Below are 12169 nucleotides of genomic sequence, written 5' to 3' on the forward strand. Positions count from 1 at the left end.
AATTAATATTAGGAAAATTAAAGAGTAAAAAGTCAGAAGTAAATATGAAATTGTTATTGATTCCTGTGGTTTTGCTAAACATCCACAGTCAAATGTCCTCCTAAAAGATAACATTTTCTTTTCCCTCTGAACCCTTATCCTTTACCCTAATGTTATCCGAATAAATCTTTATACTAAAAGGTTAAAAAAACATAAAAGTTTGCCATATCTGGCAAAATCTATCAACATGGATAAGAGAACTTTTCTAAAAACTACAACCGCTCTGGGTTTAACTTCTTTGACGACAGGAAACTGGGCATTTGCCTCTAACAATTTTCGGGATCATGATTATAAAATTGTTAATGATAAGGGAGAATATATCCTTCCTCCTTTACCCTATGCCTATGATGCCCTTGAACCTTCCATTGACAAGGAAACTATGAAGCTCCATCATGATATTCACCATCAAGGATATGTAAACGGCTTAAATACCGCAACAAAAAAAATTAATGAAGCAATCCAAGCAGGAGATTTCTCACTCATAAAACATTGGGAAAGAGAAATAGCATTTCACGGATCGGGACATTTTCTGCATTCCATCTTTTGGAAAAACATGTCACCAACGCCAGGAGAAAAATCAGCCAAACTAAAAGAGTATATGGCAAAAGATTTTGGCTCCTATGGGAAATTCAAAGATTACTTCATGGCTTCTACTAATGCTGTGGAGGGTTCGGGATGGGGAATTTTAGCTTATCAACCTTATGCAGATAAATTGGTGATTCATCAAGCTGAAAAACATCAAAATTTAACTCAATGGATTACTCATCCATTGCTTGTCTTAGATGTTTGGGAACATGCCTACTACCTTAAATACAAAAATAAGAGAGATGAATATATAAAGGCATTTTTCAAGGTTGTCGACTGGAAAAATATCTCAAAAAGATTGGAAATGTTTTGTAAAAAGAAAAGAAAATAAAATAAATCCCTTTGATACATTAAATTAAATCAAGAAACTAAAATCAAGGGAAGAAAAGTTAGTTTAAATGGCACTGGCCCCCATTTTTTTAATAGAATCATAGGGAAAGAAAAGTTCTCATTATAAATGGCCTTAATACCCATCTACCTTTTCTTCCTGTAAATCAGGTGTTTCTGTTTTAATTTTGTCATTTACCCCTCTTTTCCTCCACCAACTAGCTAATAAAGTTCCGGAAATATTATGCCAAACACTAAAGAGGGCTCCTGGCACAGCAACTAAGGGTGAAAAATAAGCCGTTGCCAAAACCGTCGCCAATCCTGAATTTTGCATTCCTACCTCAATGGAAATTGCCTTTCTTTTAGCTAATGGCAATTTAAACAACTGTGCCATGCCATAACCCAAAAATAAGCCCAATAAATTATGAATTACCACTACGGAGGAAATGAGTATACCTGAAGAAAATATATTTTCTTTATTTAAGGCAATTATTGCCCCTACAATTGCGGCAATACTAATAATGGAAATAGTAGGCAAAATTTCCACACTAGCCTCCACCTGTTTCTTAAAATAGGTCCGAATAAATACTCCAAAAACAATAGGAATAAGAATAATTTGAAAAATTGACCAAAACATTTCAATTAAAGAAATAGAAATCCACTGACTCGCAAAAATCCACATTAATAAAGGTGTAAGTAAAGGCGCCAAGAGGGTCGATAAAGAAGTAATGGTAATGGACAATGGTACATCCCCACCAGAAATATAGGTAATCACATTTGAAGCCGTTCCTCCAGGGCAACATCCCACCAATAATACTCCAATTGCTACTTCTGTGGGTAAATTCAAAACCCAGGACAGACTAAAAGCCAATAATGGCATTAAAAGAAACTGAGTTAAGAGTCCAATGAACACATCTTTTGGCCGCCTTACTACCTCTGAAAAGTCTTTGGGCTGTAAAGATAGGCCCATTCCAAACATTATCAGTCCCAATAAATAGGGAATGAAAGGAGCTATCCATTTAAAATTCTCAGGAATAATAAAGGCCAACAGGGCTACCAATAGAATCCAAAAGGCTAAAGTTTTTCCTATGAATTCATTAATTTTAAATATATGTTTCATTGAAAACTCTGGGCAATAAAAAAGTTTAGCCCCTAATTGAAAACTTTGGAAAAGAAACGGACTGGGTTGTAATAAAATTGCCTATATCAATTTCCTCCCCTCTGGGCGAATTTAATTGAAGTACTCTAATAATTTATCCAAATAAGCTCTTTTTAATGGGAAGGTTCTATGACTACTCCATCACATACAAAAGAAATCCCCTGATTTCCTCCAGTTCCTATCATTACACTTTGTACAATTGGGTTATTGACATGCTCCTTTGCCGACCACTCCACAATAAAATTGGCACCAATTCCTCCTTTATAATTTGCCGGAACAAAATAATCGACTGAAGCTAAGGGAGCAACAATAATGGGGTTATCAAGATAAACTCTCACCAACTCACCATCATTATCATAAAAGTTAACCAAATTAATATGTAGTGAATGTTTCAGGTCCGTATTTCGAATACTTAGTAAAGCCGATAAATTGAAGGCACGCTTTGTATTCCGGTAATAAATATGAGAGTACACAGGAACATATACAGTCTCCCCAACAACAGCGGATTTAACTATTAAATCCAGCTTTTCTTTTTGCTTTTCCCCCTCTAATTTTAGCACTTCTTGGTTTTGGTCTCCAGTCCTTTGCCTACAAGAAATAAAAAATAAGAGGTTCAAAAAACCATAAATATAAATTACCCAACTAACTTTACTTCTCACCATTAATCCTGCTTAAGTATACAAAACTAAAATCCAAATTTCCTGTCTTTAAATTACTAAAATCAAAACAAAAGAATAAACTAACTATTCAGAATTAAATCATGTCAAAAAGGATTATTTCTTCGAGAACTAAAAAAAATACCTGAGGTTTGAAAACTATATTTTCATCAAAATTCAACCAGATATAAATTACTCCAATGTTTTTACCAACAACTATATCCTCCTTCTTATAAGAAGAGAAAAATCTGAAAATATTATTTTAAGTATAGCTTCAATAAGCTATAGATAACAAATTAATTATCAAAAAAAACCACAATACAATCAAAGCAGAAATACAATAAAAAACAACCCTTCTAAATAAACCCTTCTTAGTAAACATTAAGAAGGTTAAAGGAGGAATTTTATAGAAACCTTCCTTTTTCAAATCATTTTTTTAATTCACACTTGAACCATTCGGTAAATAAATCATCCCTGAGCTACAATCAGCTGAGGCACCTGTTACGGATCTGAGACAATTCACTTCATTAGCTAACCTTCTTACTCCCATAAAACCAAAAATTATAGCTTCCTTGTAATCAATGATAGATTCTTCAGGAATCACTACCTCAATTTTTCCCTTTAGCAGACCACTTAAGGTATCAATAAAAAAACTATTTTTAGCCCCTCCACCGGTAATCAATAATTTACCATGACCACTTTCATTAAATTCCAATAATTCCGTGGCTATTTGATAGGCAATGTGATGTACGGAAGTATGGAGACAATCTGCCACGGAGATATTGGATTTATTAAAAATGGGAATCACTTGATCGGCAAACCATTCATACCCCAAAGATTTTGGAAACCCTTGCTGGTAATATTTTAATTGATTCAGCTCCTTTAATAAAGTTGAGTTTAAATGGCCTGACCGTCCTATTTCTCCATTATAATCATAGGACTTTCCAATTTTACCAGTAAAGTAATTCAAAAGCATATTCATGGGAGCAAGGTCATAGGCCACCCTATTTCCCTTCCATTCAAAAGAAACATTAGCAATACCCCCCAGATTCAAACAAAAATCATAGTCCCTAAATAAAATCTGATCACCAATGGGCACCAATGGAGCACCCTGCCCTCCCAGAGCAACATCCTGAGAACGAAAATCACATATCACCTTTTCTTCACATGCATTTGCAAGGTGTTGTCCGGATCCAACCTGAAAAGTGATTCCTTTAGCTGGTTGATGAAAAACGGTGTGTCCATGACTACTTACGAAATCAACGGAAAGATCATGGGCTTGGATAAAATCCCTTACCTGCTTCCCTAACCAACTTCCATATTCATGATGTAGCAATAGCAATTCCAAAGCAGACAAATTGATAGCTTGTCTTAATCTATTTTCCCAGTATTTGGAATAGGCAATATTTTGCTGATGAATTAATTTGAACGACCAGCCATTTGCAGTTTCTTCAAATACACAATATGCCAGGTCTAGCCCATCCAAAGAAGTTCCTGACATTAATCCTACAACTCGAAATTCTTTCATATTCCTACTCATAGCCAATTTTTTTTCCAGGAAAATTAAAGTTTAATGATAAATTGCAGAGTTTTACGTTCAATTTATCCAATCATTCAACGGTTAACAGATTCTATTTCGCTCTGTAGCATAAAATTCGAGGGAATCAACTTCTAGATTCCCTAAAAACAGAATAAAATAGTTACTCCAATTCTTTCAAAGAATACCAAAAATAATTGAAAAAAATGAAAGTGGCAGAAAAGATCACAGAACAGGCTTCCATATATGAAGACCTGGAAACAATGAGTACCAATGAAATATTAAGCAATATTAATAAAGAAGATCAAAAAGTTGCTAAAGCCGTCCAAAATGTAATTCCCCAAATTGAACAATTTGTGGAGAAAGCAATTCCTGGCTTTCTAAAAGGTGGAAGACTATTTTATATAGGTGCTGGAACCAGTGGAAGGTTAGGGATTTTAGACGCCTCGGAAATCCCTCCTACTTATGGAATGGCGGCAGACCGAGTAATAGGACTGATTGCCGGAGGGGACAAAGCCATTCGGAAGGCTGTGGAGTTTGCTGAGGACAGTCTTAATCAGGCAGCAGAAGACCTAGAGCCCTATCAATTAAATGAAAACGATACTCTCCTCGGAATAGCTTCCTCCGGAACCACCCCATACGTTTTAGGCGGAATTGCATATGCTAAGGAAAAAAAAGTAATAACTGGGGGCCTTACAAATAATCCTGGTTCTCCTTTGGCCTTAGCCGCAGATATCCCAATTGAAGTAGTAGTAGGTCCTGAGTTTGTAACAGGAAGTACCCGAATGAAAAGTGGTACTTCCCAAAAACTTGTCCTCAATATGATATCCACTGCTTTAATGATACGAATAGGAAGGGTAAAAGGAAACAAAATGATCAATATGCAACTCAGCAATAAAAAATTGATAAATAGAGGAATCCGGCAATTAATGGAGGAGTTAGAAATCTCAGAAAAAGAAGCCACTTCACTATTGGAGCAGTACGGGTCTGTAAAAGAAGCCCTTGAAAACAGAAGTTAAATAATACTGAATAATTAATAGTGAAAATTTAAGCCGGACTAATTTCTTTATCCCATCTAAATAGATTCTTTTTTTAGACTCTATGGAGGAAATTATTCACTATTAATTATTCAAAAATCACTACAATCCTTCAGCTTTTTCCTTTATTATCTTCAAAGCTAAATCTATTTGCTTTAAGTGAGCACGAAAAGACAAAACCGCCACTCTGATCCAAAACACACCATCAATAGTAGTAGAAGAAAGAAAAATCCTACCATCCTCTAGTATTTCTTCCAAAAGCCATTGATTAAATTTATTTGCATCCTGGTTTTTAGGAACATATCGAAAAATTCCAATAGAAAGATCCGGTCCTGGTCCTATTTCAAATCCCGGAACTTGTTGAACCTGTTCTTGGAAATAACGTGCAAGGTAAATTTTCTCCTCTAAAGCGGCTCGAAAAGCCTTTAACCCAAATAATTTCAAGGGAAGCCATACACGTAATCCTCGAAAATGTTTGGTCAATTCTGGAGATACATCGGCAGGACTTACTTCTTCGCTAATAACATTTTCATTTCCACCCTCAGCATCTTGTAAATAATCTGCCATATAATGGTGAGCATTGTGCACGGCTTTATGGTCTTTAATTAATACCGCTCCGGTTCCAAAAGGAAGAAATAAACCCTTATGAGGATCAAGTGTTATGGAGTCCGCTTTTTCCACACCATTAAATGCTGGACTACATTCATCCACCAATTTGAAGAAACCCCCATAAGCAGCATCCACATGAAACCAAATTTTATAATCAGCTGCTATTCTTCCAATAGGACCAATGGGGTCCACAGTTCCTGTATTGGTCGTTCCTAAGGAAGCATTAATAAAAAATGGAATCAGGTTATTCGATTTATCTTCTTCAATGGCGGTTTTTAATGCATCAACAGACAACTTAAGATCTTCATCCAGTGGGATATAACGGATTTGTGCTTCGGCTAAACCCGCAATCTTCAAAGCTTTTTGAAGAGAATGATGGGCTTCCTTGCTTAAATAAATAACAGCACGGTGAAAATCTCTTGCTTTTAGACTTGCCGCCTCCCTTGCCGTGATTACTGCAGTCAAGTTGGCTATAGACCCGCCGGAAGTTAGATTTCCTGCAGCATCAGAAGGAAACCCCATTAATCGGCACATCCAGCGAATAAGCATATTTTCAAGCTTGACCGCCCCTGGAGCAGCATAAAAAATGCCTGCATAACGATTAGTAACAGCAGCCAAATAATCTCCCAATGCGGCAGGATATATTCCTCCACCTGGAATATATCCTAAATGTCCTCCGGATGCGGCATTGATCCCTGGCGTATCAATATTCTTTTTTATTCCTCCTAACAGTAAGTCCAAATCCACACCTTGTTCAGAAATATCGTAATCATAAATAGATTCCCGATCTATTCCATTAGAAGTCTGATATACTTTTGCTTCCCCCAAATTATTTAAAAAAGAATTGGCATACGCCAATACTCTTGAATTCCAGTCATTTCTTCGTTTTTCATCCGGGTCTAATAAACGGGAAAGTTCCTCTAGCTCTTTAATCCTTTCAATCATAATTATAAGCTTTCTTCCCAGGTACAATGTCAGCTGTGATTAAATGTTCTTTCATTTATAAAAAATTGGGGGCTACCCTTTCCATTTGGAAAAAAATGAAGGTAATATTTTTTACTTCTTTTTGGAAGTAATTATTACAATTACTCCAAAAGCCTGATTAATACAGAGTACTTAACTTCAATTCCCAGAATGCTAAAAGCTAGATTTAGCTAAAATTATCCAAACCGGCAAATGCAATGATTTAATAAAAAAGAGAATTTTAAATCCTTAAAAATTCTTCATATTTAAATCTTCAGTCCTACCAACATTATCCTTTGCTGGGTCCAATGTTTTAAACCTAAGCCACAAATTTTCAGGATACATGGTAAAGGCAAAAATCTCTTTTACTTTTTCGGGTTTAACCACTAATTCCAAATCAAAATTTTTACAAATCATCGAAAGAGACATTATCATCTCATGCATGGCTAAATTTTTTCCTGGGCAGAATCTGGGACCTGACCCAAAAGCTTTAATCATTTCTGGTTTATGAGCTCCATGAACGGGACACCCAGTCTTCAACCATCTTTCGGGGATAAATTTACCAGCTTCGGCAAAATTATCATCACTAGTTTGAGCAACTTTATTTTGCATCATGATAGTGGTCCCTTGTTTAAATAGAAAATTATTAATTTGTGTGTCTTCTAATGCTTGAAAATAGAGATTTGGAGTAACTGGTTTTAGCCTAATAGCTTCCATTGCCACGGCTTCTGTATACTTCAATCGATTAATCATCTCATAATCAACCGGGTGAGAGGTACTAGGAAAAATAGATTGAGTTTCCTGTCTTATTTTTTTCACTGCTGCAGGATTTTGGGCCAAGTAAAACAAAGCCCAGGAAATAGAATTTGAAGTAGTATCTTCTCCTGCCAATAACAAAGTGAAAACATTTCCAAAGACTTCATGATCCGAGAAGTTTCCCTCTTTTTCTTGTTGTACCAAAAGGGCCTCTAAAAAATTTCCCGGTTTTTCTTTAAGATCAGGATTTTGCTTTAATCTATTCCTGGCCTCGGAAATGAAATCCATTATGGTTTTCTCTATTTCCAATAGAGCATTATCAAGTTCCCTATCTTTTCTTAATTTTAAGAATCTCCAGTAAGTCAGGGGGGCAGTAATTCTCTGATTAACCATAGGAAAAATCTTTTCCAAATGCCCTTGAATAACATCTCCTTCATTTTCCAAAGTATTCATAGGATATCCAAAAGCAATGACTGTGGTAATATCTACAGTATAACGCATCATCAATTTTTGGACATCAACTTCTTTTCCTTCAACATCAAAAGCCTTTAACTTCCTAAACAATCGGTGGGTAACTTGAGAAATGGTAGGGAAAAAGCCCTTAATATTTCGCATGTTTAATGCTTCCGAGGTCAACTTTCTATGCTTCTTCCATGCATTTCCTTCAGCGTTAAAAACTCCCATAATTCCCATTTCTTCCATAATCTCACTAATCTTAAAAAACCTTCTGAACATATCTGGACGATGTTTAAGAATCTGATGATTAAGATCTGGATCAGCTGAAACGACAAATTCCTTACCCAAAAGATTAATCTTAAACAACTTCCCGCATTCTTCTACCCATTTTTCTAAAACCAAATGTTTTTCCTGATTTTGGAATTCCGGTAAGTTCCCTAGTAAAAAAGTACCTTTTGGTGAGGGAAGGTCTTTTATACTTTGAATTGGGGCATCCTCAGCACTTTTTTTCTCCCTCCCAAGCACTTTAGGATCAATTAAGACTTCCTTATTTCTTATTGTTATGGGAAAGCTCTTTAAACAAGTATCATGCTCTTTATTCATTCCATTTTCACAGGAAAAATGCCAATGATGTAGAGGACAAACCAAATGTCCATTTTTTATTTGTCCCTCCGCCAGGGGTGCTCCTTGATGTGGGCAGTTAGCCTGAAAGGCTTTGATTTTCCCTTTATTTTCTAAGAGAATGAATTTGTCTTCATCCAGGGTTACCTCAAGGATTTTTCCAGGCTGGATATCGGCATTATTTGCCAATTTAATTAATGTCATAATCGAATTTTTTTTTTAAAGAGCAAACTGAATTTAGAACAATTATTAATCTTATCCAAAGAATTTACCACCAACCAAATGGTGGTTTTAAGGAAAATTTCATCAAAATATTATTGTTTTTCCTTTAGAGAAAAAGTAATCACATTGAATGAAGAAGAAAGTGGATCTAGTATCAAATCAAAGAACCCGATAAGAACAAAAGAGCAAATATGTTCTCTTTAAATCAGGAAGGTATTAATTACTAATTTCTCAAGAATTTTGATAGATTTCTAACTGAAAAAAAATTCATCCATTTTCAGAATAAGACTCGGTATTAATTTGACTAATTTTTTCCAGTAAACTATTATGGTTTTATTCTTTAATAAAACTCCTAAGAGTCTGCCGGACTTACCACTATAACTCTCTAAAATTTAAGATTCCAATCCATAGACAAGGAATACAAATGATAAAATGGACTCCCAGTACTTTGAATTTTTACTGTCAACCCATTTTTTAATTTTATACCAACTTTGGTAATCAAATCAATTATATAAGAATAAAATCACTTCCGATTGCCTCAGAAATCTTCGATATTTAAAACAATTAAGAAATACACAGAAAGAAAAAATTTATATTAGGATAGAGAATTAAGAAAAATCTTCCTATTTTTTGCCTCGATCAGAGAAGAGAGAAGGTAAATTCTTTTTGTACAAGTTTCATTTTTTATAAGATTCTCTCTATTCTCCATCATTTATCTTTTTAGAACAAACTTTATTTTTTTTGAAATGGCCCCCCTTTATAAAAACCTTCAAACAATTTTTGAAACAGTACAACGATTTGTGGAGATAAACCAGAAGGAATGGGAAGCGGTTTTGCCATATGTAGAGGTCCAACAGCTACAAAAGCATGACTTCCTGTTGAAACCAGGACATATATGCAGGAAAATGTTCTTTCTTTTATCAGGATACACTCGAATCTATTCCCAATCTCCCACCGGAGAAGTAACCAGAGATATAAACAAACCTTCTACCTTTTTAACTGCCCTACCCAGCTATATCAGTGAAAAACCCTCTCAGGAAATCATACAATGTGTTACAAAGGTAGAGGTACTAATCATTTCAAAAGAACACCTGGAAGGTTTGTTCTATCAATTCCATAATTGGGAACGTCTGGGAAGGTTGATCATTCAGGAAATGTATATGGACACTCAACAGAGGCTTTATGATTTTATTCATCTAACAGCAGAAGATCGATATCGAAAACTTTTGAAAGATCATAAAGACTTAATGGATCATATTCCTTTAGGGTATATAGCCTCTTTTTTGGGAATTTCACCACCATCCCTTAGTCGTATCAGAAAACAATTGCTGAACATAAATACAAATTAAAAGATTGGCTCTTTTTACTCTTTAACTTCCGGTCTAACAGGTTGGAAAACTACCTTTTCAGGCAAACAAATGATTTCAAAATTGGTCAAATAACTTCTTTTTGCAGGACAAAATATGCTTTTTTAACAAATGGTAAAGGAATTCTCGTTATTCCTATGGAAATTGGCAGAAACAAAAACATCAGGTCATGAAACGTTTCAGTGCCGAAGATCATCTTTCCTTCGATTTGTGCATTGTAGGAGGAGGCATAACAGGGGCAGCCATTGCTTATGAAGCGGCATTAAAAGGATACAAAGTAGTCCTATTAGAAAAATCCGATTTTGGGGGAGGCACTTCAGCAGCTACCTCCAAGCTAATTCACGGAGGACTACGTTATTTAAAAAACTTGGAGTGGGGTCTTGTTAGGGAGTCCTTAAAAGAAAGAAAAACTTTGAGCAATATTGCCCCTAATTTAGTATATCCTCTACCCTTCATTATTCCAAGAAAAAAAGGAAACTGGCTACAAAACATCACTTTAAGGATTGGAATGTTTCTCTACGATCTATTATCCTATGATAAATCATTTACATGGGATAGATCTAAAAAACTGCCTAATCATAAACTTTGGAATAAGGAAAAAGTACTAGAAGAGGAGCCCCTTTTAAAGACAATGAATAATTTGGAAGGAGGCCTGGTATTTTACGATTGCCAAAGCTATCACCCCGAAAGGCTTACCCTTACATTCCTAGAATCAGCTCATCAGTTAGGGGCTAAGTTAGGAAATTATTGGAAGGTAGAGAATTTTATTACGGAGGGGCAAGAAGTAAAAGGGGTATTAGCAGAAGACCTCCTTAGTCACAAGAAAATAGAGATAAGGGCAAAAAAAACTATCAATTGTGCAGGTGCTTGGGTAGATGAAATTCTTAATTTTCTTCCTGGACAAAAGAAACAAAAAAGCCTGATACGTTCTGAAGGAATTCATATACTAACAAGAAAACTTGCCATAAATAACACTATTTCTTTGGTAACAGCTTCAGGAAGACATGCGTTTATAATTCCTTGGCGAAACCATTCCCTAATAGGAACCACTGATAAAACCTACCACGGAAAACCAGATGAATACCGAGTTACCTCGGAAAGCATTCAAGAATTGATTCAGGAGGTCAATGAGGCTTTGGAAAAAGAAGTTATCCAATATAAAGATGTTCTGGCTGCCTATGGAGGTTTGCGTCCCTTGGTTGATGATCAAACTGAGGAATCGTACAAGGCCTCCCGTAAATATGAAATAGTTGATCACGCCAAAGAAGGGGTTAAAGGTTGTCTTTCTGTTGAAGGAGGAAAGTATACCACAAGTCGAAACCTTGCCGAGCACGTAGTTTTGCAGTTGGATAAAGATTTTGGAAAAGGAAAGGTCTCATCCCAAAGCAGTAAAAAGCCACTATTTGGGGGAGACATTAAAAACCTTCCTATTTTTCTAAAAATGTTAGAAAAGAAGTTCCCCAATTTACCTTCCAAAAGTGTGCAAACCATAGGAAAACTTTATGGAACAATTGCCCCAAAATTATTACGACTTGCTGATAGCGAAACACGATTGGGACAAGTACTAAATGAAGAAGGAGAAATGTTAGTGCAAGTTTATTGGGCTATTAAACAAGAAAGTGCTTATAAACTTACCGATATATTTTTACGAAGGACAGGTTTAGGAAGTCTGGGCCTCCCTTCTCCTGAGAACCTAGAAACTATCTGTAATTATGCAGCTGAATTACTGGAATGGACACCAAATCAATTGGACCTGGAAAAAAAGGAATTAATTGATAGGTTAACAGTTCCTGCCCTAGAGCAACCAAAAACCAGAAAGAGAGCTTAAAAAATTT

General features: G+C 35.5%; 9 protein-coding genes. 4 read left to right on the forward strand and 5 right to left on the reverse strand.

The genetic code is table 11. The features are described from left to right. Positions 1-226 precede the first annotated feature (226 nt). A complete protein-coding gene (locus tag E1171_RS17365; protein ID WP_155207323.1) occupies positions 227-955 on the forward strand; it encodes a superoxide dismutase in 729 nt (242 codons plus the stop codon). Between the two features lie 132 nt (positions 956-1087). Here the strand turns inward: E1171_RS17365 and E1171_RS17370 are convergent, their stop codons facing one another. The 3 genes from E1171_RS17370 to E1171_RS17380 form a co-directional block, all read right to left on the reverse strand. Continuing rightward, a complete protein-coding gene (locus E1171_RS17370) occupies positions 1088-2071 on the reverse strand; it encodes a bile acid:sodium symporter family protein (protein WP_155207324.1) in 984 nt (327 codons plus the stop codon). 152 nt (positions 2072-2223) lie between these two features. Further along, positions 2224-2772, reverse strand: a complete 549-nt coding sequence (locus E1171_RS17375; protein WP_155207325.1) for a DUF3124 domain-containing protein — start codon at positions 2770-2772, stop codon at positions 2224-2226. 430 nt (positions 2773-3202) lie between these two features. Continuing rightward, positions 3203-4306, reverse strand: coding sequence for an anhydro-N-acetylmuramic acid kinase (locus E1171_RS17380; RefSeq protein ID WP_246164402.1), 1104 nt, complete (start codon positions 4304-4306; stop codon positions 3203-3205). Positions 4307-4509: 203 nt separating this feature from the next. Here E1171_RS17380 and murQ point away from each other — a divergent pair, with 203 nt between their 5' ends. Next, positions 4510-5322, forward strand: a complete 813-nt coding sequence (gene murQ, locus E1171_RS17385; RefSeq protein WP_155207326.1) for an N-acetylmuramic acid 6-phosphate etherase — start codon at positions 4510-4512, stop codon at positions 5320-5322. A 120-nt stretch (positions 5323-5442) separates the two neighbouring features. On the opposite strand, the gene E1171_RS17390 is transcribed toward murQ, so the two are convergent. Together E1171_RS17390 and E1171_RS17395 are read right to left on the reverse strand one after the other, a co-directional pair. Continuing rightward, a complete protein-coding gene (locus E1171_RS17390; protein ID WP_155207327.1) occupies positions 5443-6894 on the reverse strand; it encodes a pyridoxal phosphate-dependent decarboxylase family protein in 1452 nt (483 codons plus the stop codon). A gap of 267 nt (positions 6895-7161) precedes the next feature. Continuing rightward, positions 7162-8949, reverse strand: coding sequence for a cytochrome P450 (locus E1171_RS17395; protein ID WP_155207328.1), 1788 nt, complete (start codon positions 8947-8949; stop codon positions 7162-7164). Between the two features lie 764 nt (positions 8950-9713). Between E1171_RS17395 and E1171_RS17400 the strand changes: the two genes are divergently transcribed. Then, positions 9714-10316, forward strand: coding sequence for a Crp/Fnr family transcriptional regulator (locus tag E1171_RS17400; RefSeq protein WP_155207329.1), 603 nt, complete (start codon positions 9714-9716; stop codon positions 10314-10316). 187 nt (positions 10317-10503) lie between these two features. Beyond that, entirely contained in the window at positions 10504-12162 is a 1659-nt protein-coding gene (locus E1171_RS17405; RefSeq protein WP_155207330.1) for a glycerol-3-phosphate dehydrogenase/oxidase, read from the forward strand. The last annotated feature ends 7 nt before the right edge of the window (positions 12163-12169 follow it).

It is taken from the genome of Xanthovirga aplysinae (assembly GCF_009711365.1).
Taxonomy (GTDB): domain Bacteria; phylum Bacteroidota; class Bacteroidia; order Cytophagales; family Cyclobacteriaceae; genus Xanthovirga; species Xanthovirga aplysinae.

Coding starts and splice junctions, on each gene's coding strand:
- E1171_RS17380 (WP_246164402.1), bottom strand. CDS start 4,306: ATGAGTAGGAATATGAAAGAATTTCGAGTTGTAGGATTAATGTCAGGA.
- E1171_RS17390 (WP_155207327.1), bottom strand. CDS start 6,894: ATGATTGAAAGGATTAAAGAGCTAGAGGAACTTTCCCGTTTATTAGAC.
- E1171_RS17405 (WP_155207330.1), top strand. CDS start 10,504: ATGAAACGTTTCAGTGCCGAAGATCATCTTTCCTTCGATTTGTGCATT.
- E1171_RS17365 (WP_155207323.1), top strand. CDS start 227: ATGGATAAGAGAACTTTTCTAAAAACTACAACCGCTCTGGGTTTAACT.
- E1171_RS17400 (WP_155207329.1), top strand. CDS start 9,714: ATGGCCCCCCTTTATAAAAACCTTCAAACAATTTTTGAAACAGTACAA.
- E1171_RS17395 (WP_155207328.1), bottom strand. CDS start 8,949: ATGACATTAATTAAATTGGCAAATAATGCCGATATCCAGCCTGGAAAA.
- E1171_RS17375 (WP_155207325.1), bottom strand. CDS start 2,772: ATGGTGAGAAGTAAAGTTAGTTGGGTAATTTATATTTATGGTTTTTTG.
- murQ (WP_155207326.1), top strand. CDS start 4,510: ATGAAAGTGGCAGAAAAGATCACAGAACAGGCTTCCATATATGAAGAC.
- E1171_RS17370 (WP_155207324.1), bottom strand. CDS start 2,071: ATGAAACATATATTTAAAATTAATGAATTCATAGGAAAAACTTTAGCC.